Annotated in this window: 17 protein-coding genes; 10 read left to right on the forward strand and 7 right to left on the reverse strand. The window is 67.5% G+C overall.

The window, feature by feature from the left end; genetic code table 11:
* Positions 1-4: 4 nt before the first annotated feature.
* A complete protein-coding gene (locus tag AC3ANX_RS10140; protein WP_488333167.1) occupies positions 5-3,475 on the reverse strand; it encodes a glycosyl hydrolase 2 galactose-binding domain-containing protein in 3,471 nt (1,156 codons plus the stop codon).
* Positions 3,476-3,585: 110 nt separating this feature from the next.
* Here AC3ANX_RS10140 and AC3ANX_RS10145 point away from each other — a divergent pair, with 110 nt between their 5' ends.
* Positions 3,586-6,045 (forward strand): glycoside hydrolase family 31 protein, encoded by a 2,460-nt coding sequence (locus tag AC3ANX_RS10145; RefSeq protein ID WP_488333168.1) that lies wholly within the window; start codon positions 3,586-3,588, stop codon positions 6,043-6,045.
* Positions 6,046-6,053: 8 nt separating this feature from the next.
* Here AC3ANX_RS10145 and AC3ANX_RS10150 read toward each other — a convergent pair whose 3' ends face one another.
* From AC3ANX_RS10150 to AC3ANX_RS10160, 3 genes are all read right to left on the reverse strand, one after another.
* Positions 6,054-8,630, reverse strand: a complete 2,577-nt coding sequence (locus AC3ANX_RS10150) for a glycoside hydrolase family 3 C-terminal domain-containing protein (RefSeq protein WP_488333169.1) — start codon at positions 8,628-8,630, stop codon at positions 6,054-6,056.
* Positions 8,631-8,714: 84 nt separating this feature from the next.
* Positions 8,715-11,693, reverse strand: a complete 2,979-nt coding sequence (locus AC3ANX_RS10155) for a TonB-dependent receptor plug domain-containing protein (RefSeq protein WP_488333170.1) — start codon at positions 11,691-11,693, stop codon at positions 8,715-8,717.
* A 172-nt stretch (positions 11,694-11,865) separates the two neighbouring features.
* Entirely contained in the window at positions 11,866-12,762 is an 897-nt protein-coding gene (locus AC3ANX_RS10160; protein WP_488333171.1) for an ROK family protein, read from the reverse strand.
* Between the two features lie 361 nt (positions 12,763-13,123).
* Between AC3ANX_RS10160 and AC3ANX_RS10165 the strand changes: the two genes are divergently transcribed.
* The 4 genes from AC3ANX_RS10165 to AC3ANX_RS10180 are packed head-to-tail and all read left to right on the forward strand — an operon-like array spanning position 13,124 to position 16,426.
* Positions 13,124-14,089, forward strand: a complete 966-nt coding sequence (locus AC3ANX_RS10165; RefSeq protein ID WP_488333172.1) for a diacylglycerol/lipid kinase family protein — start codon at positions 13,124-13,126, stop codon at positions 14,087-14,089.
* Entirely contained in the window at positions 14,086-15,000 is a 915-nt protein-coding gene (locus AC3ANX_RS10170; protein WP_488333173.1) for a hypothetical protein, read from the forward strand. The genes AC3ANX_RS10165 and AC3ANX_RS10170 overlap by 4 nt, the downstream gene beginning before the upstream one ends.
* Positions 14,997-15,740, forward strand: coding sequence for a nucleotidyltransferase family protein (locus tag AC3ANX_RS10175; RefSeq protein ID WP_488333174.1), 744 nt, complete (start codon positions 14,997-14,999; stop codon positions 15,738-15,740). The genes AC3ANX_RS10170 and AC3ANX_RS10175 overlap by 4 nt, the downstream gene beginning before the upstream one ends.
* The gene (locus AC3ANX_RS10180; RefSeq protein WP_488333175.1) at positions 15,737-16,426 is read left to right on the forward strand and encodes an HAD family hydrolase; all 690 of its coding nucleotides are present in this window, start codon (positions 15,737-15,739) and stop codon (positions 16,424-16,426) included. The genes AC3ANX_RS10175 and AC3ANX_RS10180 overlap by 4 nt, the downstream gene beginning before the upstream one ends.
* On the opposite strand, the gene AC3ANX_RS10185 is transcribed toward AC3ANX_RS10180, so the two are convergent.
* The gene (locus AC3ANX_RS10185; RefSeq protein ID WP_488333176.1) at positions 16,423-16,863 is read right to left on the reverse strand and encodes a DUF2141 domain-containing protein; all 441 of its coding nucleotides are present in this window, start codon (positions 16,861-16,863) and stop codon (positions 16,423-16,425) included. The genes AC3ANX_RS10180 and AC3ANX_RS10185 overlap by 4 nt on opposite strands.
* Positions 16,864-17,062: 199 nt before the next feature.
* Here AC3ANX_RS10185 and AC3ANX_RS10190 point away from each other — a divergent pair, with 199 nt between their 5' ends.
* Positions 17,063-17,974: a glucosamine inositolphosphorylceramide transferase family protein gene (locus tag AC3ANX_RS10190; RefSeq protein WP_488333177.1), complete on the forward strand. Its 912-nt coding sequence runs from the start codon at positions 17,063-17,065 to the stop codon at positions 17,972-17,974.
* On the opposite strand, the gene AC3ANX_RS10195 is transcribed toward AC3ANX_RS10190, so the two are convergent.
* Positions 17,949-19,289, reverse strand: coding sequence for a lipopolysaccharide biosynthesis protein (locus AC3ANX_RS10195; RefSeq protein WP_488333178.1), 1,341 nt, complete (start codon positions 19,287-19,289; stop codon positions 17,949-17,951). The genes AC3ANX_RS10190 and AC3ANX_RS10195 overlap by 26 nt on opposite strands.
* A gap of 54 nt (positions 19,290-19,343) precedes the next feature.
* Between AC3ANX_RS10195 and AC3ANX_RS10200 the strand changes: the two genes are divergently transcribed.
* The 4 genes from AC3ANX_RS10200 (at position 19,344) to AC3ANX_RS10215 (ending at position 24,818) form a co-directional block, all read left to right on the forward strand.
* On the forward strand, positions 19,344-20,462 hold the full coding sequence (locus AC3ANX_RS10200; RefSeq protein ID WP_488333179.1) for a hypothetical protein: 1,119 nt from the start codon (positions 19,344-19,346) through the stop codon (positions 20,460-20,462).
* The gene (locus tag AC3ANX_RS10205; protein WP_488333180.1) at positions 20,459-21,619 is read left to right on the forward strand and encodes a hypothetical protein; all 1,161 of its coding nucleotides are present in this window, start codon (positions 20,459-20,461) and stop codon (positions 21,617-21,619) included. The genes AC3ANX_RS10200 and AC3ANX_RS10205 overlap by 4 nt, the downstream gene beginning before the upstream one ends.
* Before the next feature lie 250 nt (positions 21,620-21,869).
* Entirely contained in the window at positions 21,870-22,394 is a 525-nt protein-coding gene (locus AC3ANX_RS10210) for a Ros/MucR family transcriptional regulator (RefSeq protein ID WP_488333181.1), read from the forward strand.
* Positions 22,395-22,574: 180 nt separating this feature from the next.
* The gene (locus AC3ANX_RS10215) at positions 22,575-24,818 is read left to right on the forward strand and encodes a methyl-accepting chemotaxis protein (RefSeq protein WP_488333182.1); all 2,244 of its coding nucleotides are present in this window, start codon (positions 22,575-22,577) and stop codon (positions 24,816-24,818) included.
* A gap of 12 nt (positions 24,819-24,830) precedes the next feature.
* Here AC3ANX_RS10215 and AC3ANX_RS10220 read toward each other — a convergent pair whose 3' ends face one another.
* The gene (locus AC3ANX_RS10220; protein ID WP_488333183.1) at positions 24,831-25,931 is read right to left on the reverse strand and encodes an acyltransferase family protein; all 1,101 of its coding nucleotides are present in this window, start codon (positions 25,929-25,931) and stop codon (positions 24,831-24,833) included.
* Positions 25,932-25,942: the final 11 nt, after the last annotated feature.

Below are 25,942 nucleotides of genomic sequence, written 5' to 3' on the forward strand. Positions count from 1 at the left end.
CGGCTCACTCGCCGCGCGCCACCACCGTCTCCGCCATGTTCCAGCCGCGCAGCCGCACCGTCGACTCCCCGCGTGCCTGCGGGTAGCGCACGGTTACGCGCTGCGTCTCGCCGGGGAGCAGCGAGACGTAATTATCGCTGAAATAGGCGGGCAGGATCTGTACGCCCTTCGCATCGAACAGCGTCAGCTTGGCCTGCAACGCCGGCGTGGCGCCGGTGTTGGCGAGATCGATACGCACCGCCCGCTCGCCGTCCGCACCCGCCTCGTCATGGCTTTGCGCGCGCAGCACCGCCTGCGGCATCGCGGCGAGCGCCTTGAGGTCCGCCGGTTTCGCGGCCTGCCAGTAGAAGTTGGAGGACAACCGCGTCCCGTCGCGCGCAAACGCCTCAAGCCGGATCAGCACCGGCCCCTTCCCCAGCGCCGCGTCGATCGGCAACGCGAATGCCGCGACCGTGCGGTTGGCGGGCAGATCGACCACAGCGTCGCGAGACAGCACCGGCGCGCCGGCAAGATCGGTAACGTGCGCGACCACCCTCACCCCGCTCAGCGCGGACAGCGTGGTGTTGACCATCGTCACCTGCCGGCCGGGCTGGTTCATCTGGACATGCACCGGCTCGGCGCCCTTCTTCGTGCCGTAGAAGGCGGCGTGCGTGTCGTAATCCGACGAATAGATCTGGAAATCCGCCGACGGCCATGCCGGATGGGTCATCCACAGCATCCGCGCGCTGTTGGTCGTCCACAGCCCGGCGGCAAACCCCTCGAAGATCGCGCGGTACGACTCGTAATTGAGCATCTGCGCCTTGCGCTCGAAGTCGGCTAGGTCGCGCGGGCGCCCGAACTCGGTCTCCAGCGCCTGCATGAAGCTCGCCATCGACACGCCGCGCTCCTGATGCCAGTCGTGATAGACCCAGGTGTCGCCGATCGGCCAACGGTCCGCCTCCGGCACGGTGCGCTGCCACGATTCCAGCGTCGGGAAGCTCGCGGTGCCGACCTCGACCGCGAAACCGCGCGGATAGCTGGTGAAGTAATCCTCCGGCGGATGCCATTCGTACGGCCCCGAGCCGGCGAGATTGATGATCCGCGAATTGCCCTTGTAAAGCCGCGTGCCGTCCTCCTGCCACACCATGTCCTGCAACGCGGATTGAAGCGCGGGCTGCGGCACGCCTTCGTTGCGGCCGAACCACAAGACGATCGAGGGGTGGTTGCGGAATCGCCGCACGACATCGCGCGCGTTGGCGACGAACAGCGGCACGTCCTGCGCCTCCGCATCGCCGTCCTGAGTGGATTCCCAGAAATCGTTGAGCACCATCAGCCCATAGCGATCGGCAAGCGCGTAGAACGCTTCCTCGGTGCTCTGCCCCATCCAGTTGCGGATGATGTTCATGCCAGCCTCGCGGTGGAGGCGGAAATACGGGTCGAGCCGGTTGGGGGCGACGCGTTTGAGCATGTCGTCCATGCCCCAGTTGCCGCCGCGCGCAGCGATACGGACGCCGTTGACGCGCAGCACCAACTGCGTGCCGAGCGGATCGTCGGGCAGCGTCGTGACGGCGGGCGAGGTCTCCGCGCCCGGCATCAGCGAATCCGCCCAGCCGCCGCGCACCTTGCGAAGTGCCGCGTGCCGCTCGTCGATCACCGGCGTGCCAAGGTCGCGCGCGCGTGCGGAATCGACCAGCACGCGGCGCAGCGTGCCCGCGTGGTCGAGCGAGGCGAGTTCGTACGTCACGCTGCGCATGCCGAAATCGAGGCTGCGGCTGTCGGACATTTCGTGACCTATCGCGGCGCTCAGGCGAAGCCGGTGGAGCGCGGGATCGCCATAGCCGTTGGGCCACCACAGCTTCGGGTGCGCGACCGTGAGCTGCGGGAAATCGGCGGGTGTGAACCGCATCGTCACGCTCGCGCCCGCCGCCACGGAGACGACGCGCTCGACCGAAACATCGTCGAACGCCGCGCGCACGGTGGTGTCGGCGGGCGCGGTGCCATGGTTGGTGACGGGCACGGTGATCGAGACTTGCGCGACACTGTTGTCCGCGCGCGGCAGATGCGTGACGACATCGAGGTCGCCGATCGTCACCGTGCCGGTCGCGGCAAGCTCCACGCCTTGCCACAGGCCGGTGTTGCGGTCGCGCACGCCCGGGATCCAGTCCCACCCCTCGCTTGCGCCGAAGGTTGGTCCGTCGCTCATCAGCGCGCCGCCATTGTCGCCGCGCCCGCCCGCGAGCGACTGTTCGTGCGCGATACCGGGGTGCGGCGGCGGCGACACGCGCACCGCGATGCTGTTGCGCTGGCCAGGCAGCAGCCGATCGGTAACGTCGAACCGGCCACGGATGAAGGCGCCCTTCATATCGCCGACAGATGCGCCGTTCACCCAGACCTGCGCGGCGTAGTTCGCGCCGTTGAGCGTCAGCGTCAGCCGTTTGCCCGGCGCGGCGGGCAGCAGGAACTCGGTGCGATACCAATAGTCCTGCCGCGCCAGACTTTCGGGGATCGCCATGTTGTTGAGGCCGATCGTGGGATCGGGATAGACCCCGCGATCGACCAGGGTCGTCAGCACCGTGCCCGGCACCGTCGCCGCATACCAGTGCCGCGCGTCATAGCCGGCGCGCGAGATCGCCACGCCGTCGCCCGCCGCGTGCGGCGCGTCGATCAGCCGCCAGCCGTTGATCGCGTACCGCCGCTCGCCGACCGCTTCGAGTGTCGGCGCGTTCGGCAACGGCTTCGCCACGCCGCGCGCGGGCGGCGCCTTGGCAACCGGCAATTCCCACGCGGGTTGCGGCGCGGCGAGGCCGTAATTCGTCTTCACCTGAAGCGGCCATGACGGGCTGGCATCCTCGAACCGGGTCAGCGCATCGTCGGGCGGGGTGCGGCCGAGCGCCACGACCTCGGCATCGGTACGCGCCGTCGGCTCGAGCGTCAGCCCGGCGATGTGGCCGGCGAAGCCCGCTTCACCGGCGAGACGCGGCCCCATCACCACAAGCGCTTCGGCCGCAGGGGGATCAATCCGGGCGGTGCCGGCGCGCTTGCCGTCGACGGAGAAGCGAACCACGCCGCCCTCCGCCGCCGCGACGAGCAGGTGCCAGCGATCCGCGGTGATCGGCTTGGCGGCGCGCAGGCGGGTCTCGCCCAGTTCGAACGCAGGGCGCGCATCGTCCAGCGCGAAGCGGCGCGCGGTCGCGCTCTCGGCCGCGCCGATCGCCGCGACGACGACATGCCCCTTGGCGAGCGCAGACGGTTTGATCCACGCGCGCAGCGTCCATGTCGCTGTGGCGGGCAGCGGCTCGCCCGCCGCATACCCCTGCGCGACATGGCGCAGCGCGTCCGAGCCTGCCAGGAACACCGCGTCATACGGGCCGATCACCGCGCGCTTGGGGTGCGCGATCCGCGAGGACGGCCATTCGATCTGCTGCGCCAGAAGCGGGACGCTCGCCACGCTCGCGATCAGGCAGGCGGCACAGGCTTTGACTCTCGACGTGTTCATGAACCCCCTCGCCCGCCGGCCATCCGCCGACCGCACCTGTCTGCCCCGAGTTGACAGACGACCGCAAGACTTGATTAGATGATTTTACTTAATCGGGTGGGAGAGGCTGAATGCGTCGTGATCGCTTGCGTGTCGGGGTGGCGGTGCTCGCCCTGCTCTCGGCCGCCCCCGCGCTTGCCGCCGCGCCGCAGCCCGTCGTCACCTCATCGACCGCTGCGTTGCGCGACGGCATCGAGGTGCGCAGTGGTACGACGCTGACGCGTATCACCGCGCTGACCGATCAGGTCCTGCGCATTCGCATCGCCGCCAACGGCCACCTGCCTGAAGATGCGAGCTGGGCTGTGCCGGCGGCAGCTCGCGCCCGCAGCGTGACCGTAGCCTCCACCGCTGACGGTTTCGCAACCCGCCAGCTACGCGTGCGGATCGCCGGAGGGCGCGTGACCGTCACCGATCTGGCCGGGAACGTCATCTCCGCCACCGATCCCATCGCCGTGACCGGCACCGGCTTCGTGCTGCGAAAGGACCTGCCGCAAAGCGAGCATATCTTCGCGCTCGGCGACAAGACCGGCGCCGATCTCAACCGGCGCGGCCAGACCTATGTCGACTGGAACACCGACGTCGCCTTCTCGAGCACGCGCGACCCGATCTACAAGTCGATCCCGTTCTTCATCGGCGCTGGCGGCCCGGGCGGCAGCTATGGCCTGTTGCTCGACAACACGTTTCGCGCATCCTTCGATTTCGGCCATGTCGATCCCGACCGGATCACGATGGGCGCGCCCGACGGCCCGGTAGATTATTATCTGATCGCCGGCCCCTCGATGGCCGAGGTCGTGCGCTGCTACACCGATCTGACCGGACGGGCACCGCTGCCGCCGCGCTGGTCGTTCGGCTATCAGCAGTCGCGCTTCGGCTACATGACGGCGGGCGAGGTCGGCCAGGTCGCGGCACGGCTGCGGGCGGAGCATGTGCCGACCGACGCGATGTGGCTCGACATCGACTTTCAGGATCGCAACCGCCCCTTCACCGTCAACCGCCAGACCTTTCCCGATCTCGCCGGGCTGGCGCACGATCTCGACCGGAATGGCATCAAGCTGGTGGCGATCACCGATCTCCACATCGCCGCCGCGCCAGGCGAAGGCTATGCGCCCTATGACAGCGGGGCTGCCGCCAAGCATTTCGTCCGCAATCCCGACGGATCGATTTTCGTCGGCCCCGTCTGGCCCGGCCCGGCGGTGTTCCCCGACTTCACCGACCAGAGCGCGCGCGACTGGTGGGGCACGCTCTACAAGCCGTTCGTGACAGACGGCATCGCCGGCTTCTGGAACGACATGAACGAGCCGGCGGTATTCGACACGCCGACCAAGACGATGCCGCTCGATACCGTCCACCACATCGCCAGCGACGATTTCACCCCGCGCGACGCGACCCATGCCGAGGTCCACAACGTGTTCGGCATGCAGAACACGCGCGCCACGTTCGAGGGGTTGCGCGCGCTCCGTCCCGACGAGCGCGCGTTCGTGATGACGCGCGCAAGCTTTGCCGGAGGCCAGCGCTATGCGGTGACATGGACCGGCGACAACAGCTCGACCTGGGATCATCTGCGGCTGTCGGTGCATCAGCTCATCAACCTCGGCCTGTCTGGGTTCGCTTATGCGGGTGCGGATGTCGGCGGCTTCACCGGTGGGCCGAGCGCCGAGTTGCTGACGCGCTGGTTCGAAATCGGCGCGTTCACCCCGATCTTCCGCGACCACAGCGACAAGGGCAAACCGCGTACCGAGCCGTGGGTGGACGGCCCCGAGCATCTCGCCATCCGCCGCCGCTTCATCGAGGAACGCTACCGGCTCGCACCGTATCTCTACGCGCTCGCGGACGTGAATGCGCGCGCGGGCGACCCGATTATGCGGCCGGTGTTCTACGACTATCCGGCGCTGCTGAATGCGCGAAGCTGCGATCAGGCGATGACCTTCACGGTCGGCCGCGCGCTGCTGGTGGCGCCGCCGCCGAAGATGGAGTCGCCGCAAGCCTATGACGTGTGCCTGCCGGCGGGCGGCTGGTTCGATCTGTGGAGCGGGCGGCGCGTGGTTGGCCACCCATCCACCGACGCGCGCGACGGTGGTGCGGCGCTGGTGACGCAGACGCCGCGCCTCGACACGCTGCCGGTATTCGTACGCGCCGGCACCATCCTGCCGCGCCAGCCGCTTGTGCAGAGCCTGTCGGAGACGCCGACCGGACCGCTCGAACTCCACATCTATCCGGGGCCGGACTGCACCGGCGACCTGTATGCCGATGACGGGCATTCGATGGCGTTCACGCGCGGCGGCTTCCTTCGCCAGCATCTGCGCTGCACCGAGGATGCGAGTGGACTGCGCCTGAACTTCGACGCGCGCGAAGGCCGCTACGCGCCCTGGTGGAAGCAGATCGCGATCATCGTACATGGCTGGGCGGGACAGGCGGGCGTTTCCGGCGCCGGCCGGGCCATCGCGGCGACGACCGATCCCGCCGCCGAGACGCTACGCTTCGAGATCGCCGACCCGCGTCGTCCGAAGGAAATCGTCATCGCCGCGCGATAACGACCCGATCAGTTCGGCAGGACGGTGCGTGCGCCGGTGATGGTGATGTCGCTCCACACGCCGCCCGCATCGCCGGGCTGCCCGCCGCCGACGAACAGCCGGTATTTGCCCGGCGCGATCGCACGAGTGCCGTCGTGCTCGACCAGGCTGAGATCGCGCGGGTCGATCGTGAGGCTCACAGTGCGGTGTTCCCCGGGCTTCAGCGCGATGCGCGAGAAGCCGACGAGCTGCCGCTGCAACACCGGCACCGTCCGTCCCTGCTCCTGCGGCGCGGTTGGCGCGAGATACGCCTGCACGACCTCGTCGCCCGCCACCTTGCTGACATTGGCGACGGTGACGCTGGCGATCACTGGCGCGCCCGCCGTGATGCTCACCGCCGCAGGCGACGCGGCCGTGTAGGCGAAGCGCGTGTAGCTGAGGCCGTGCCCGAACGGATAGAGCGGCGTGCCGGTGAAGAAGCGGTACGTCCGGTTCTTCATGCTGTAATCGATGAACGCCGGCAGATCGCGGGTCGCGGCATAGAATGTCACCGGCAGGCGCCCGGCGGGATTGGCGTCGCCCGCCAGCATCCGCGCGATCGCGGTCCCGCCCGACTGACCCGGATACCATGCGTTCACCACCGCATCGGCATTCTGCTTGCTCCACGGGTCGGCGAGTGCCGAGCCTGTCATGTAAACCACCACCAGCGGCTTGCCCGCCGTGGCGAGCGCGCCAAGCATATGTCGCTGCGGTTCGGGCAGTTCGATCGCAGTGCGATCGCCGCCGTTGAAGCCGGGCACTTCGAGCCGCAGCGCCTCGCCCTCCAGCGTTGGCGAGAGGCCGACGAACGCCACCACGACATCGGCATCGCGCGCCGCCGCGATCGCCTCCGCCTGCTGCGCGGCGGCGGGCGCGACCCAGCGGAGGCCGATGCCGCCGTCCTCGCTTCTGTGATCGTATTCGATGCGAATGTCGCGCGGACGCGCGTCCGTCAGATCGATCTCCGCCTCGACATGCGCGTCGCTGCCGTCATCGGTGATGATCGGCTTCCCGTCGAGCCACAGCCGCACGGGATCGTGACCGTCGCAATCGAAGCAGCGCGGCACGTCGAGACGCAGGCGGTATCGGCCCGCCGCCGGCGGTGTCAGTCGGCCGGTCCAGCGCACGCTGTAGCGCGGCTGCGTGAGGCCACGCACCGGCGGTGCGCGGTCCCAGTCGAAGTCGATCTTGCGATCCTGCCGACGCAATATGGGTGCGGCCGCCGTGTCGGTGCCGCTGAAATACTCACCGCGCAGACCCGGCGCACCATCGGCCGACAATGCGGTTTCGGGCACGGGCACAGGCACGTCTTCGGCCAGAACGCTGCCCTGCGCATAGCGGACCCGCGCCGCACCGAACCGCGCCCGGATACCCTCGAGCGGCGTGACCGGCGCGGAGGCGGTGCCGTGGTAGTTCGCCTCCAGCACATCGAGCGAGTCCGCATTCGGCCCGATCACTGCGATGCGGGTGCCGGCCTTCAGCGGCAGACGATCCTTGTTGGTGAGCAGCACCAACGACTCCTCCGCCGCCTTCAGCGCGAGCGCGCGATGGGCAGGCGTATCGTTCTCGCTCGGCCTGATCCGATCCCACGGGCTGCGCTGCCCAAAGGCGATGCCGAGCGCCGCGCGCGAGGCGAACACGCGCCGCAGCGACGTGTCGAGCATCGTTTCCGGGATGAGCCCCTGCCGCACGGCCGCGGGCAAGGCATCGTAACTCGGCCCGCAGTCCAGATCGGTGCCCGCCGAAAGCGCCGCCGCCGCTGCCGATGGCAGATCGGGCCGATAATTGTGATAGGTGGTGATATACCCGACCGCGTCGCAATCCGACACGATCAGCCCGCCGAATTTCCAGTCCCCCCGCGCACGACCCGTCAGCAACGCGCTCGACGCGCAGGCGGGCGTGCCGTGCAGCGAATTGTACGCGCACATCGTCGACAAGGCGCGCCCTTCCGTCAGCGTCCTGCGGAACGCTGGTGAGTAGGTCTCCGCCATGTCGCGCGGCGATACATCGACATCGAAGCTGTCGCGCCCCGCCTCCGGTCCGGAGTGGACCGCGAAATGCTTCGGCGTGGCGATCGCTCTGGGATGGTCGACGTCCGGTCCCTGGATGCCGGTCACGAACCCGACGCCAAGCGAGCCGGTGAGATAGGGATCTTCGCCATAGGTCTCCTGCCCCCGCCCCCAGCGCGGATCGCGGAAGATGTTCACGTTGGGCGACCATAGATGCAGCCCGGCGAAACGCCGCCGGTCGGCCTCGCGTGGCAGGGCGTTGTATTTGGCGCGTGCCTCGGTCGAGATGACTTCGCCGACGCGGTGCAGCAGCGCCGGGTCCCAGCTCGCCGCCAGCCCGATCGCTTGCGGGAATACGGTGGCGATGCCGTTGCGCGCCAGACCGTGCAGCCCCTCGCTCCAGTAATCATAGGCCGGCAGTCCGGCCTTGGGCAAAGCAGGCGCCCCGCTGCCGAGCTGCCTGGCTTTCTCCTCGATGGTCATCGTCCGGATGATCCGCTCGATCGCGGGGCCGGCGGCGGTCGGTGCGTCGGCGGCGATCAGCAGGAGCGGGACCATCGGCTATCCTCATCGTCGGCGCTGAAGAAAAGACAGCCCGGTGCGACGGGGAGGTCGCACCGGGCCAGTTCGGGGGGGACTGGATCAGAAGTTGGCGCGGATGCCGAAGCGGTACATGCGGCCGATTACGTCGTAGAGACCGGGGTTGGTGATGTCGCTCGGCACGGTCGCCGCGTCCTTGTTGAACAGATTGTCGACCTTCACATAGGCCTGAAGACCCTTGGTGAACGTATAGGACGCACTGAGGTCGATATACAGCGCGCCCGCCAGGCGGTTGCGGTCGATGGTCGGGTTGTTGACGGTCGAGACCGGGCAATCGGTCGAGCAGACGACATATTCGTTCGCAAGCACGCCCGCGCTGAACCAGCGTTCCTGCACCGTCAGGCTGACCTTGTCGGTGCTCCAGTCCTGGTTCGCCAGCACCTTCCAATGCGGCGTCGCACCCGCGCCGAGGTTGACGCCCGCGCCCTGGATCGGGATCGTGCCCGGCAGGCCGCGGTCGGTAACGAAGTTCTTCACGTGCGTGGCGAGCGCCCGCAGCGAGATCTTGCCCGGCAGGCCGACGCTATCGAGCGGGATCTGGTAGCTGCCTTCGATATCGAAGCCGTCGGTGAAGATCGACGCGAGGTTGAACGACTGCACCGTCACCGATGCGTTGTTCGGATCGCTGAGGTTGAAGGTGCCGCAGGTGAAGGTCACGCCCGAATAGCACAGGTTGATCTGCGTCTGCGCATCGAGTGCGGCGATCGCGCCCTTCAGGCTGATCCGGTAGTAATCGAACGACAGGTTCAGGTTGCGTGCCCAGGACGGGCGCGACAGCACGATGCCGACTTCGGTGTTGCGCGCGATTTCCGGCTTCAGGTTCGGATTGCCCGCAGTCGTCTGCAACACAGTGATGGTGCGGTTGTTGAACGGATCGACCGTGCCGGTGCGGTTGCTGGTGACGGGCGCCGCATACAGCTCGCTCAGGTTGGGCGCGCGGATATCGCGCGAGGTGACGGCGCGCAGGCGGATGCCGTCGAGCGGCGTCGTCCAGGTGCCGCCGACCTTCCACGTATAGACCGTACCCGACGTGCTGTAATGCGTGCCGCGCCCGGCGATATCGAGGTTCGCCTTGCCGATCGCCGCGCTGTCGAACAACGGCGCGTTGAGTTCGAGGAACCCTTCGTACACGCTGTAGGCGCCGCGTCCGTCGTGATAATTGCCCGCGTACCAATTGTTGCCGAGCGGGTTGAGCAGCGGATCGGCCGGGTAAGCGCTGGTGTTCTGGTTGGCGGCGGTGACGCCGTTGCCGTACGGATCGCCCTTCACCTCGTAGAACTCGTGGCGATATTCGCCGCCGAACGCGACCGACAGCGGTCCGGCCGGCAGGCGCAGCGGATCGCCGTTGATCGCGAAGCTCGCCACGTCCTGCGTCTGGCGGGTATGCTGCGACGGGCCGGCTGATGGCTCGACGTATCCGAGCGCAGCGGCGCTCGGCGTCTGGCCGCCGAAGATGTTGATCGGCACGCAGCCGCTCGCCACCGCCACCGGGTTCGCGCAGGTGATGACGCCGTTCGCGCCACGCACCGCCTGAATCGCCGCATTATAGCGCGGCATCAGCGGGATGTTATAGACGTGGATGTCGGTGATTTCGGTGCCGTGCTCGCCATACGCGTCATAGCGCCAGCTCGTGCCGAATGCCTGGAACTTGCCCTTCGCGCCGCCGACGAAGCGATATTGGTCGCGGTTGGTGTGTACCGTCACGAAGTCCGGGAAGATCGCATTGTCGACGCCGTAGCCGAAGCTGGTGATGCCGTTCGCCGCGCACGCCGTCTGGATCGACGCCGGCACGAACGGGTTGGAACATTGCATCGTCAGATTGCCGAACTGCGCGGAACCGGGGTTCGGGACGTTGCTCGTGCCGACCTGCGCGATGTTCACGGTCGCGTAGATCTCGTTGTCCGGGTCGATGTCGAAGCCGACGCGGCCATAGCCGTCGATCCGGGTGAGCGCCGATTGCAGCGCGTTGCCGTTGGTCACGTTGCCGGAGCGGTCGCCGCCTTCGCACAGCCCGTTGTAGCAGCCCTGCACCGTACCCGCCGCGTTCTTGAGCGGCACGCCGTTAGACCCGTATTGGAACTGATACGGATTACCGGCGGCATCGAAGGCGGTGCCCTGCAACGGCCCGGAGGTAATCAGCCCGTACAGCGCGGTCTGGTAGGATTGGGTGAAGTTGCGGTCGAGATATTGCGGACGCCCGTCGTTGGTGATGCCGCGATTGATGAGGTTGCGCGCGACCAGCCAGTTGCGGCCGTTCGGGCCGCTGCCGTTCGGGTCGGAGCCGACGCCGAAGCCGGCGCTGCCGATACCATCTTCATGGCTGTACTCGGCACTGCCGATCAGGTGGAGCCGGTCGTTGAGCAGCGCCTTTCCGGCCGCGGCCTGAAACGTATAGTTGCCGTCATCGCCATAGGTGCTGACGCCGCCCTGCATGTTGGCGCGGAACCCCTGGAAGCGCGTGTTGGTCACGAAGTTGACCACGCCGCCCACCGCGTCCGATCCGTAGGATGCGGAGGCGCCACCGGTCACTACGTCGACCCGGTCGATCAGCAATTGCGGGAACAGGCTCACATCGGCCACGCCGGTGACGTTCGCACCGACGATGCGCTGGCCGTCGATAAGCGTTAGCGTGCGGATCGGTTGCAGGCCGCGCAGGCTGAGCGTGCTCAACCCCTGCACGCCCGTCGACGTGCCGTTTGCGCCGACGGTGGTGCCGGTGCTCCCCTGGAGCGACGGCAACTGCGCGACGGTGGTGAAGATGTTGGGCTGCGCGTTCTTGGCGATCGCATCGGCGTTCAGCACCTGCGTCGGGGTCGGCGCGGTGAACCCGCTGGAGGTGATGCGCGATCCCGTGACGACGACATCGGCCTGGGCCGCCGGTGCTTCGGCGGGTGCGCTGGGGCTCAGCGTTGCCGGCGCGGGCTGGGCCGCGGCATCGGCGGGAGACGGGTCGGGCGCTGCGCCTGCCTGCGCGAAGACGGGCGTCGCCAGCATCGTCGATGCCGCCAGGGCGACCCGCATGATCGTTTTCGTCGTCGCCTGCCGCATCGAACTCTCCCCCTTCAGATACCGTGTCGCGGCTCCGCAGAGCACCCGATCACCGATGACGCATGCTTATCCTGAAACCGATTTCCTCCACAAGATAAGTTTTACAATTTCTTTTAATGAAAGTGTCGTCACTGTGGCGGACGTGTCACACCGCTGCGGTTTGCGGTCGTTCGGCACCACATAGCGCCAGCGCGATGGGGCCCAGCGGCCCTGCTTCCGCCCCAAGACCGGGCGCAATGACGAACCGCTCGGTCGGCAGCACGAGATATCGCCCGACCAGATCGCGCAGCCGCGTTTCGATCCGGCCGATCAGCGCCGGCCGGCGCGCGATTACCCCGCCGCCGATCAGAATGCGCCGCGGTCCGGTGCTCGACACCAGCGCCTGAAGCATCTGCGCCACCGCTTCGACCACCGTATCCCACACCGGATCGTCGGCCGGCACCGACTCGCCCGCACGCCCCAGGCGCGCCGCGATCGACGGACCCGCCGCCAGCCCTTCCACGCAGTCGCCGTGATAAGGGCAGGCGCCCGGCCAATGATCGCCCGGCAAGCGCGCGACGCGCATGTGCCCCGCCTCGCAATGCCCCAGCCCGCGTGTCGCACGCCCGTTGACGATCAAACCCACCCCGACGCCCGTGCCGACGGTCACATAGGCCAGATCGTCTAGGCCCTGCCCGGCGCCCCAGCGTCGCTCGGCGAACGCCGCACCGTTGACGTCCGTATCGAAGGCGATCGGCACGGCATATCGCGCAGCGAGCGGCCCGACGATCGGCGTCGCGCGCCAGCCGGGTTTCGCGGTCGAGGTGATGCTGCCGTAGGTCGGCGATCCCACATCGAGATCAAGCGGCCCGAACGAGGCGATGCCGAGTGCGTCGAACCGCGCCATCTCCCACCATTGGTCGAGCGTTTCGACGATCGCCGACAGAGTCGTCGCGGGGTCGGTCGTCGGGATCAGATGCTGGTGCGCGATATGCCCCTCGGTATCCGCGATCACGACGATGCATTTGGTGCCGCCCAGTTCCACCCCAGCGATCCGGTTCATTACTCTTCCCTTTGACGCTGGCGAAAATGCCGGCCGCGCATAATACGCCCGCCACGGATAAGACAATCCTTTTTGCTTATTCGGTGGTCGAGTAGCAGCCTCATCTCGGTTCTCGCAGCAAACCAGGCCAACCGCCTGTCATGCCGACGCGGCACAGAATCCGGCCTCGACATAGCGGCCGACCACGCCGCTTCCTCATCGCCCCGCAAACGGGCTGCGACCGGGTTTCGAACGCCGCTCCAGCGTGCGCGAACTTAATTGTTTCAAACAGAAACACTTTGTGACAATTGCGTGACGTATGAGTCATTTCAAACTGCGAAGCGGCACAGGGCCATTGGCTCATCTCGTTCCGCATAGCGGCATGGGAGCGATATCGCGGCGGGCGACATACCGCACCGTCGAACCGTTTCCGACCAACGTCGGCATCATCTTCAACCGCCGTGCCCACCGCAATCTCGGGCAGGCCCTCGCCGCGCGCGAGATGACGCAGGCGCTGGACTGGTCCTTCCCGCAGGACGAGCAGGACCTGCGCGATGCGTTGGCGCGCTTCGCCAAGCGCAAGATCGACGTGCTGGTGGTGGATGGTGGCGACGGAACGATCCGCGACATACTCAGCATCGCCGCCGCCTATTTCCGCGACGGCCTGCCCAAAATCGCGATCATCCCGTCGGGGAAGACCAACGCGCTGGCGGTCGACCTCGGCATTCCGACCAACTGGTCGCTCGATGATGTGCTGACGGCGATCACGGCGGGTCAGGTCAGGCTGCGGTCTCCGATCGAGGTGCGGCATGCCGCGGCGGCGGCACCGCATCTGCGCGGGTTCCTGTTCGGCGCGGGCGCGTTCGTCGATGCGACCGCGATCGCGCAGGACGTCCACGGCCTCGGCGGCTATCGCGGGCTGGCGGTCGGCCTCTCGCTGGCGGCGGCGATCGCGCAGACGGCGTTCGGCGGACCGCGCAATCGTTGGCGGCGCGGGCTCGACGTGGCGGTGACGCTGGACGATAGCGCGCGGATCGAGCAGGCATTCTACCTGATCCTCGGGTCGACGCTGGAGCGGCTGCCGCTCGGCCTGCGTCCATTCGGGCGCGAGCGGGCGGGATTGAAGATCCTCGGCGTCGATGCGCCGCCGCGTCATCTGCTGGCGACGCTGCCGGCGCTGCTCGCGGGGTCGGAAGCGGCATGGCTCGAACGGTTCGGCTATCATCGCCGCACGCCCGACCGCGTCCGGCTGAAATTCGACTCCGCCTTCGTGCTCGATGGCGAGACCTTTCCCGGCGGCGACCTGATCCTCGATCGCGGCGAGCCGCTCGCGTTCGTGGTGCCATGACCGACACGTTGCAGGCGGTGTTGACGCGCGAACTGTCGACCGAGGTGTCGCCGGAGATCCGGTCGGTGGCGCAGACGCTTGCGACGCGGCTGGGCGGAGTGGCGGTGCTGTTCTACGGATCGGTGCTGCGGACCGGCGCGCTCGACGATATCCTCGATTTCTACGTGCTGACGACGCGCACGCGCGGGTCGCTGGTGCGGCGGATCGCGCTCGGCACGCTCTGGCCGGATGTGAGCTACCACGAGATCGCGGTTGGCGCGCGGACCATTCGCGCCAAGGTGGCGACCATGCCGCTGGCGACGTTCGAACGCGCGGCGAGCGGCGCGCTGCTCGACACGACGGTGTGGATCCGGTTCGCCCAGCCGAGCGCGCTGGTGTGGAGCCTTGGCGAGACGAACCGCCAGCGCACGCTCGCCGCAGTCGCCGAGGCGGTCAAGACCGCCGGCCGCTTCGCCGCCGCTCTCGGGCCGCGCCGGGGTGCGCCGAGCGATTTCTGGCGCGCGTTGCTGCGAGAAACGTACCGCGTCGAGTTCCGGGTCGAGCCGCCCGGTCGTGAGGCGCAGATCCTCGGCCACGCGCCCGAGCGCTACGATCGTCTGCTTCCGCTCGCATGGCAGGCGAGCGGCATCCGCTTCGACAGATCGGGCGCCAGCCTGTTTCCGTCGCTCAGCTTCGACGAATGCCGCCGTCTCGCGCAGGCGTGGCTGACGCGGGCTGCGGCGGGCAAGCTGCTCAACGTCGCGCGGCTGGTCAAAGCCGCGTTCACGTTCGACGGCGCGGCGCGCTACGGGCTGTGGAAGATCGAGCGGCATACCGGGGTGCACATCGCGCTCACGCCATGGCGCGAACGGCATCCCGTGCTCGCGGCGCCGGGCGTGCTCTGGCGCGTGCTTCACGTCAGCGGCAAATGACCTTCAACGCCCTGATCCTCGCAGGCTCGCGGGGCGGTGTCGATCCGGTTGCCGCCTATGCCGGCTGCGACCACAAGGCGCTGATCGACATCGGCGGGCGGACCATGCTCGCCCGGGTGGCCGACGCGCTGCGTGCAGCGGGCGCCGGGCGTATCCTGGTCAGCACCGACAACGATCAGGTGCGCCGCGAGGCGCTGCGGCTCGGCACCGAGCCGATCGCCGCAGAGGCAGGCCCGAGCGCAAGTGCCGCGAGCGGGTTTGCACTCGGCGGAGCGCCGCTGTTGCTGACGACCGCCGACCACGCGTTGCTGCGCGCCGAGTGGATCACGACGTTCCTCGGCGGGGTGCCGGTCGACGCCGACATCGCGGTGCTGCTTGCGCGACGCGAAACGATCGTTCGCGATGCCCCGACCACGCGGCGGACCTACCTGCATTTCGCCGATGGCGACTGGTCGGGCTGCAACCTGTTCTGGCTCGCCACGCCCGCCGCCAAGGCGGCGCTCGACCTCTGGCAGGAGGTCGAGCGTGATCGCAAGCGGCCGTGGCGGATCGTTCGGCGGCTGGGGCTGGGGCCGCTGCTCCGGTACGCGTTCGGGCGGCTGACGCTTGCCGCCGCACTGGCTGAGATCGGCAGCCGTGCAGGGGTTCGCGCGCGCATGGTCGAGACTCCGTTCGGCCTGGCGGCGGTCGATGTCGACAAGCCCGGCGATCTCGATCTGGTGCGCGGCCTGGTGGAATGACCGCGCGTGCCGTCGCGATCTCGGTCTATGATCTCGACCGGACCATCACCAGCCTGCCGACCTGGACGCCGTTCCTGCTGCACGCGGCGCGGACAGTCGCGCCGTGGCGGCTGGCGGCGGCGCCGCTCGCCGGCATCGTCGCGCTCACGCATCGTGACCGCGACCGACTCAAGGAGGCGATGCACCGCGTCATGCTCGGCCCCGCTATCAGCGCTGAGACGGCGACGCTCGCGGCGGAGCGTTTCGCCCGACGCATGACGCACCACATCCGACCGGGCGCACGCGCGCAGATCGCGGCGGATCGTGCGGCGGGGCGGCGCATCGTCATCGCCACCGCCGCGCATGCCTTTTACGCCCGCGCGATTGCCGACCAGCTCGGTGTGGCCGATCTCGTCGCCACACAGGCGCGGCGCAACGCCGCGGGTGAGATCACGCCGTCGCTGGCGGGTCCGAACTGCTACGGCGCGGCGAAGCGGGCGATGCTGGAGGCGTGGCTGGCGGACGCGGGGATCGCCCGCGCCGACGCCCACATCCGCTTCTATTCGGATCATGTCTCCGACGTGGCGACATTCGAATGGGCGGACGAGGCGATCGCGACCAATCCCCACGCCCCGTTGCGCCGGCACGCCGAGCAACGCGGCTGGCGGATCGTCGACTGGAACAGCGATCGCGCGCCGACCGACTAACGCGTCGACGCGTCCTGCATCGGCCTGATCGACAGCCCCTGACGATAGTTCATCACGATCGGGACAGCGGCCATGTCGCGGCGCACCGTCACCGCCACATCCGCAAAGGCAGGCTTGAGGTGAAACAGCGAGAGGCGAGGATTGCGCGAGAAGCCGCCACCGTCGTTCCAGTCGGACTTGCCGTTCGCATTGGCATCGTGGCGCACCGCCAGCGCATAGACGCCGAAGCGGGGCAGCCGCAGACACACATCGAGCGCGCGCCGTCCGTTCAGCGGCACCTCGACCCGGCGCAACCACTTCCCCGTCGCGAGGAAATCGTCGGGCCTGTCGCCATAGGCCTGTACCCGGACGGTGCCGTCGCCATTCTTGAAGCCGGTGATGTGGACGCGCACGGCGACTGCGGTGGGATCGCTGCACGCTGCTGCATCGGGGTCCATCGCCTGCGCCACCGCAGGCGTGACGACCCCAGCGGATAGAACGCAGAGCGCAGCGAGGGCAGTCCGGAGGGATAACATCGGAAGCGAGATATGGCTGACGGTGCCGTGTTTCAACTCGACGGCCCTTCGCGCCAAGAGGAACGTCGGGCTGGATAAACCCGCGGCCGTCGCTTAGGGCATCGCCAGCAAGGGAGACGACATGCTGCGCCCGATGGACATATGGCGCTGTGCGATCGTGCGGCAGGACGTAAACGCGATGCTTCGCGACGGTATCGACCCCGCAGCGATCGTCTGGTTGCCCGAGATGCGGCACATGGCGTTCCGGGCGGACCCGTTCGGGTTATGGCGCGATGGCACGCTCCACGTTTTTGCGGAGGCGTTCGATTACCGGACGCGGATCGGCCATATCGACGTGCTGCGCTACGACGAGCATCTGAAACTGCTCGACTGCCGCACCGTCCTGAAGACGCCGTGGCACCTCTCCTACCCGTTCGTGTTCGAAGCCGATGGCGAGACCTGGATGCTGCCCGAAGCCTATCGGTCGGGCACGATGACGCTCTATCGCGCGCGGCAATTCCCGTTCGACTGGGAGCCGGTGTGCGACATCCCGCTCGACGGCGCGGCGATCGATGCGACGCCGCTATATCATGCCGGCAAGTGGTGGCTGTTCTATTCGCCCTCAGCCGACAAGGCGGCGCGGCGCAGCCACCTCCACGTCGCCTGGGCCGAGACGCTGACCGGCCCTTGGCATCTTCACCCGCGCAACCCGGTCCGCGTCGATCTGGCAAGCGCGCGGCCGGGAGGCGTGCCGATCGTGCGCGACGGAGTCATCACGCTGCCGGTGCAGGATTGCCGGCAGACCTACGGCGGAGCGATCCGGCTGCTGACCATCACCACCCTGAGCGAAACGGCATTCGAGGCGAGCGATGCCGCCGGCCCCTCCGCACCCGACTGGATGGCGCCCTTCACGCAAGGCTTGCACACGCTCGCGCCGGCAGGGCCGGTCACGCTGATCGACGTCAAACGCACCACCAACACGCCGCATGCCAACGCAGTCCGCATCCGCGGCATCGCCCGCCGCACACTCAGGGAGACAGGCGTTCTGCCGTAGCGGCGCTCCGCCGTGTGAAGATCCACAGCAATGCCACGGCGACGAAAGCGTCGACCAGCATCGCGACGGCCGCGCCGATGATGCCGATGCGCGGCAGCAGCAGCGCGAGCAGCCCACCGAGACATGCGAGCGCCACGACCCGCACCATCAGCAGCGTGCCGGTACGCCCCAGCGCCATCAATGCCGGCTCGAAACTGACGCCGACCAGTTGCACCGCAGCGGCCGCGCCGAGGATGACGAGAGCAGGATAGGCGGGCAGGTACGCCGCGCCGCCGATCAGATACAAGGCGGGCTTGCCGAGGATAGCGACCACGCAAAACACCGCCAGCCCCCCGAACAGCGCCGCGCGATTGGTGCGTTCGAGCAACGTCGTCATCGCGCCCTTGCTCCGGCTCGCACTCACCCGCGCCATCTCTGCATAGAGCGAGCGGCTCAACATCTCGGCGAGGATGAGCAGCGCCTGACCGAGCTGGTGCGCCAGCCGGAAGTAGCCGGCCGACACCGCCCCGGCGGCGGACCCGACCGCCAGCAGCGCGACCTGCTGGCTCGCCGAGGAGAAGGTCGAGTTGAGGTTGGTGAACAGCGCGAACCGCCAGAATGCACCGTGCGCGCGGGGCACCCCGGCGACATCGGCCAGTCGTAATCCGGCCGCCGCCGGCCTCACCCTGTACCAGACCAACCCCCAATACGCGCAGGCGGTGGCGATCTCGGCCACCGCCCACGCGCACAGGAACCCGTCGACGCTGGCACCGACCGCTACCGCCACTACCGCGCCGATCATCCGGAACACCGGGGTCGCGGTATCGGCGAGCGCGCCGTCGCGAAAACGGTCGTGCAGCCGCAGCGCCCCGACGGCGGTCGACCGCACGGTGAGCAACAGCACAAACGCGAACAGGATCGCGTGGTCCGCCGTCCCGCGCGACCAGCCGAAGTGCGGCGCCAGCACGCGGACCAGCGCCACGGTGATGGCGCATCCCGCCATTGCGGCCACGACGTCGAGGATGCCGCAAAACCAGATCAACGCGGAGACCTGCGTGGCCCTGCCCGCCAGCATCGGCTCGGTGCCCCAGCGCAGCACGATCCGCCAGCTCTGAAAGCCGACCAGCGCAGCCATGCCCTGCGCCAGTCCGAGGATCAGCGCGAACTCGCCAAAGCCGGCGGCATGCAGCCCGCGCGCCGCCATCGCGAGGTAGATGAGGCTCAGCACCGCGCCGAGGATTTTGGAGATCAGAAGCCAGCCGGCGTTGCGGAAGGTACGCAGAAGCGGCGTTTCCCCGCTCAGTCTGTCCAGAACCCGCGAGATCGATCGGGCCATTACGGCTTCATGTCCGTTGACGTAAGCCTAGGCGCACTCTTACGGCGTTCGAAAATGGATATCGCCTTTCTTTTCATTGCCGAACCATATCAATGCTACCACGGGCTTGCGGTCGCTTTCGAACTACGCCGGATGCCGGGTGTGCGCGTGACGATCTATTACAACGACCCGGAGTCGGTCCACCATCTCGAACGCATCCGGCTGGCCTATGGCGAGGCGCCGTTCGACTATATCCGGATGAAGCGCAGCCTGCCCGCCCGCGTGGTCGAGCGGATCAGGATCTTCGGCTTCTACAAAAGCTCGATCTACCGCTCGAACGAACCGGACCTGCTCGGCTATGACGCGATCTTCACCGTCGAGGACACCGCCTTCCGGCTGTTCGAGAGGCGTTCGGAAAGTGCCCGGCCGAAGAAGATCTACCTGCCGCATGGCGCCGGCGATGGCAGAGTCGGTTTCTCGGCGCGGCTGAGGATGTTCGATTATGTGCTGGTGGCCGGGCCGAAATCGACCGAGCGGATGCTGGCGCTCGGCCATATCCGCGCGGACAATTACCGCGAGGTCGGGCTGGTGAAGCTGGAGACGGCGGAGCGCCTGCTTCGTGCCTCCGACCCGCTGTTCGAGACCAGACGGCCGACTGTCCTCTACAACGCGCACAAGACACGCGGGCTTCAGTCATGGAGTGCGTTCATCGAACCGATGCTCGCGGACTTCGCAGCGACGGACACGTACAATCTGATCGTCGCGCCGCACGTCAAACTGTTCCGCCGTCGTAGCGCGCGGACGAAAGCCTATTGGCGGTCGCGCTCGACCGACCGTGTGCTGATCGACGTCGGCTCGGACCGGTCGGTGGACATGAGCTATACCCGCGCCGCCGATATCTACGTCGGCGATATCAGCAGTCAGGTGTACGAGTTCCTCGCGGAGCCCCGCCCTTGCGTGTTCCTCAACCCGCACGGCATCGACTGGAAGGACAATCCCAATTTCGCGCACTGGCACCTCGGCGACGTGATCTCGCGGCCCGAGGAACTGATGCCGGCGATCAACGCCGCACCTGCGCGCCACCACCTGTACCGTGATCGTCAGGAAGCCCGCGCCGCCGCCTCGCTGGGCGACCGCAGCCCCGGCGCCGCCGCGCGTGCCGCCGAGGCCATCGCCGCGTTCCTCCGGCGATGAGGATCGGCTTCCTCTTCAACCACGATGCGACGCATCAGATCCCGCACACGATCCCCATCGCAGCGGCGCTCGCGTCGCGCGGCATCGCGGTCGAAATCCTGACGTCGAGCGCTGAACAGCGCAACGTCGCCAGCGCCATCCTGCCGCCGTCGGACGCCGTGCGCTACACGATGCTCGACGTCGGCTGGCCAAGCCGGGTGGCCGATCGGCTGCTGCGTCACGTCGCGCCCTTTCGCCGCATCGCCATCCTGCGCGAGAATCTGGCGGTGTTCGCGAAGCTCGACGCGCTGGTCGTGCCCGAGACCACCTCGACGCTGCTCAAGACCCGTTTCGGGCTGGACGCGCTGAAGCTGATCTACCTGCCGCATGGCGCCGGCGACGGCGCGGCCGGGTTCCAGCCCGCCACCCGCCACTTCGATCTGGTGCTGCTGTCGGGCGAGAAGGTCCGCAACCGCATGCTCTCACTGGGGCTCATCACCGAGCGCGGCCACGCCGTCGTCGGTTATCCCAAGTTCGACGCGGTCAACCTCACCGCCCGCCCGCGGTTCTTCGACAACGACCGGCCAACTATTCTCTACAACCCGCATTTCAACCCGTTGCTGTCGTCATGGTACACGCACGGCGAGCAGATCCTCGACTGGTTCGCCGCGCAGGACTCGCTGAACCTGATCTTCGCGCCGCATGTGATGCTGTTCAAACGCCGGGTGCATACGTCGCTCATCCACCGGAAAGTGCGCTACCGCCCCGATGTGCCAGCGCGCTTCATAGGCCATCCGCACATCCTGATCGACACCGGCAGCCGGCGTTCGATCGACATGAGCTATGTCCGCGCTGCCGATATCTATCTGGGCGACGTGTCGAGCCAGATCTACGAGTGGATCCAGCGTCCGCGCCCGGCGATCTTCTTCAACACGCACCGGCCGGACTGGCGCACGTCGGCGGACTATGCGCACTGGCGGCTGGGCGAGGTGATCGAAACCATGGATCAACTGCCGGACGCGATCGCGCATGCACGCGCGGCACCGCACGCGTACCGCGATGTTCAGCGGATCGCAGATGCCGAGACGTTTTCGCGATCGGAACGCCCGGCCGCAGAGCGCGCGGCGGACGCGGTGCTGGATTATCTCTCCACGCGCGACGATCTGCCGGCCACCTGATGTAATCGGTCGCGTTAACGGAGTTCAGCGGCAGCATCGTGATGGCGGCGCGTAACCCATTTCGGGTACGCTAGATACTGCTCATGGCGTTTTCATGTTGCGATCAGACCATCGCAGACGGTTCCAGCCGATGTTTGCGGCAACAACGATTTGCTTCCATGACGAAACTTTGTCACTGAAGCATTGTCCGACAGTGGATACTTCCTTCGGCGCAGCGAAACATCGCGGCAACATATAGGGTAGAATTGATATGGCAGAAGAGACCCTGAACCCGGTCGAACTCGCGACCGAACTGACGATCGCGTGGCTCGGCAACCAGAACAACCGCGTGTCAGCAGACGATGTGCCCGCCTTTCTGCGCACGATGCACACGACCATCATCGAACTCGGTTCGGGTTCGTCGGCGACGGGTGCTTCGGAGGAGGTATCGGCCCCTGCGGAAGAATACACGCCCGCGGTTTCAGTGCGTAAATCGCTGGCCTCGAAGGATCACATCATTTCGATGATCGACGGCAAGCCTTACAAGACGCTGCGCCGTCATCTCTCGACGCACGGTCTGACCGACGTTCAGTACCGCGAGCGCTACAACCTGCGCTCCGATTACCCGATGGTTTCGGAAAACTACTCACTGGCGCGTCGCGAGATGGCGCAGAAGATCGGTCTTGGCCGGAAAGGCCGCGGCGGTGGAGCAACGCAGGACCAGGCGCCTGCCGCCAGCGACGAGAACGCCGCTCCCGCAAAGCGCACGCGGCGCAAGGCTACCGAACAGGCTTGATGGTGACCCGCATCACCCGGAATTGCCGGGTGATGCGGGCGAAGCTGCACAACCGCAAGGCCTAGCCATATCCAGCGGTTCGCCGGGCAAGTCCTGGCTGCGACCTACGTAATCGCCGCAAGACGAACCCGCCGACGGGCGCTTAACGCCGCCTTCATCATCTGCTGTTAGCCGGTTGGTATGACATGGCGCACGACCTCGATAACGAGGCAGTCTTTACTTGAGCGGGCGAGAGGCAGCTTGACGACGCAGATGCTGCTAGCAACTGCGCTGTCGTCATTCGTCATCTTCTCCGTGGCGGCGGCATTGTCGTACCAAGCGAGCAGCCGACGCATCGAGCGCGATGTCAGTCATACCCTCAGCGCGATCGCGCAGGCGCAGGCGCGCGCGGCGGGGCTGTGGTTCGACGGGCGGCGCATGCTGGTCGAAACCGCCGACGAAGACGTCGCGATGCTGCCGCCCGGCGAAACGCCCGACAAAGCCTTCGTGCATCAGGTGCTGCTCAACAGTTTTCTCGGCACCTATTACGGTTCGGCGGAGACGGGTGCCTTCTACAACTACCCGCGCATCCGGTCGCTGCCTGCGGGCTACGATCCGCGCAAGCGGCCGTGGTTCCGCCAGGCCGTGGGGCACGGGCGCACCATCCTCACCACCCCGTACCGCGACGCGTCGCTCGCGCAGGATGTCGTGACGATCGCCACGCCACACCGGCGTGACGGCCGGTTGGTCGGTGTCACCGCCGCCGACTTCTCGATCGACAGCCTGGTGCGCATGCTCGACACCGACAAACCCGCGCACGCCTACGTCCTGATCGTGGACCGGCAGGGCAAGGTGCTGGTTCACCCGGACCGGCAGTTCGTCGGCCAGCCGATCGCGCGGCTGTTCGACGGGCAAGCATCCACGATCGGCGGCACCTGGAACCACGTCACCAGCGCGGGCAGGCCGATGATCGTGACCTTCGCGCACATCCCCGGTCTGCCTGCCGCAGACTGGTACGTCGGCGTCGTGGCCGACCGTTCGGCGGCGCTCCGTGAACTCAGCGCTTCGGCCTGGACCGGCATCGCGCTTACTGCGGTGACCTTGATGGCGATGCTGCTGACGATCTGGGCGGTGCTCAACCGGCTTATCCTGCGCCCGCTCAAGCGCGTGACCGATAGCCTGGACGCAATCGTCGCCGGGCGCGACACGGCGCTGCCCGAAGCGATCACGGCGCGACGCGACGAGATCGGCGGCATGGCCCGCGCGGTCAGCGTGTTCGAAGCCGATCGCGCACGGGTGATCGAACTGACCCACGCCGAGGTCGATCGGCTCGCGCGTGAAGCGGACGAGCGCTCCCGGCGCATGGCGATGCTCCAGACCCTGTTCGGCCGGGTGGTCGATACCGCGATCGCAGGGGATTTCTCGCAGCGCGTAACCGAGCGGTTCGAGGACCGCGAGATCAACGCGCTCGCGCACTCCGTCAACGCACTGGTCGAGACGATGGACGAAGGGCTCGGCGAAACCGGGCGCGTCCTGTCGGCGCTGGCGCGGACCGACCTGACAATCCGCGCTTGCGGGAACTTCAAGGGTGCCTTCGCCAAGCTGCAAGGCGATGCCAATGCGGTGGCGGAACGCTTCTCCGTCATCATCGCCGAACTGCACGACACCTCGCAACGGCTCGACGCCGCCACCGCCACCCTGAAGCTCGAAACCGGGGATCTGGCTGGCCGCAGCGATCGCCAGTCCAGCACGATCCGCAGCGCATCGACGGAGATCGCCGGCCTGTCGCGAACCGTGACGCAGAACGCCGGGCTAACCGAGGCGGCAAGCGCCCGTGCGCGCGAGACCGCGCGTTCGGCGCAGGCCGGCAGCGCGGTTCTGGACGGTGCGCGCGCCGCCATGTCGCGCATGAACGCCTCCTCCGCGACGATCTTCGACGTGATGCGGATCATCGACGAGGTGGTATCGCAGACCGGACTGCTCGCGCTCAACGCGTCGATCGAGGCGGCGCGTGCCGGCGACGCGGGGCGCGGCTTCTCGGTGGTGGCGAGCGAGATCCAGTCGCTCGCGCATCGCGCGTCGCAAGCGTCCGACCGGGCCAAGCATCTCGTCGATCAGACCCGGTCCGATCTCGACAGCGGCTCGCGCCTGATGGCCGAGGTGACCGACACGCTCTCCACGATGCTCGAAGCCGGGCAGGAGAGCGCGACGACGCTGCGCGAGATCGCGATGGCGAACCAGGTGCAGGCGCAGGCGATCGAACAGATCAGCGCAATGGTCGAGCAGATCGACGGCATCGCCGCCGACAACGGCCATCTGGTCGACCGGCTCAACAGGACCAGCACCGAAACCGGCACCCGCGCCGCCGAACTCGACCGGATCGTCGCGACCTTCACAGTCGCGCCCCGCCCCGCTCCCCCGCTGCTGCGCGGTGCGCGCCAGTAGCGTCTGAGGCGGTCAGCGCAGGCGCAGCTTGGCGATGCGGGCGCTCAGCGCATCGCCGATGGGCTTCTCGAACAGGTAGAAGGCGACGGTCGCGGCGGTAACGGCGATGGCGAGGCTGCCGACCACCGACAGCGCGACGCTGTGAAGGTGGAGCCTCGCAAGGATCGCCGGAGCACCCGGCGCCACCAGCGGATGGACCAGATAGAGCGAATAGGACGCCGCGCCGAAGAACACCATCGCCCGCGGGAAGCGCGGCACGAAGCGCTCGAGCCCGACGACGCCAAGCACGATCATCCCCGCAGGGATCGAGCGTGACAGCAGGATGATCCCGAGGCTCATGAACGGCCGGAAGAACAGGATCAGGAAGCCGACCACGATCAGCGCCCCGCATGCCGCCAGCGGCAGGCGTTGCGCGCCCGGCCACTTCGCGATTGCCATGCCAATCAGGAATTCGAGCATGATCGGGCTGAAATACAGCAGACCGGGTGCAAAATGCTCGGGCCGCAACAGCGAGCCGGCCGCGCACAGCCCCAGCACAACCGTGCAGAACAGCAGGATGTTGGCGCGCACCGCGATCGCAATGGTGACGATCAGGTAGAACATCATCTCGTACAGCAACGTCCAGCCGACGCCGAGCAGCGGTTCGACCTGACCATCGGAATTGTACGCAGGCACGAAGAAGTACGATTTCGCGATGAACCCCCAGTCGATCTTCGCGTGCAGCACCGCCGCCGGAACCATCAACAGGGCAAGCAGTTTGAAGCTCGTCATCAGCCAGTAAAGCGGAACGATGCGTGCGAGACGCCGAAGCCCGAAGCCGATCCAGCCGTTCGGCAGCGTCTGGAACCTGGGCGCGGTCGTCATCATCACGAAACCGCTGATGACGAAGAAGATGTTCACCCCCGCCGTGCCCGCGTCCCAGACGATCGTGCCCGGCGCCAGCCGTTCCTTGGCGTAGAAGGTCGCATGCGCGCACACCACCATCAGCGCGGCGGCGAAGCGGAGGCATTGCACCCCTTCGAAATAGCCGGAAGACTTGCGCGTCTTCGCTTCGCTGCCCGGGATCAGCGGCGTCAGATCCCCCGGGGCAACCGTGGCCGATCGATTCTGCATTGCCCGTTCCC

It is taken from the genome of Sphingomonas sp. BRN-1R (assembly GCF_057748035.1).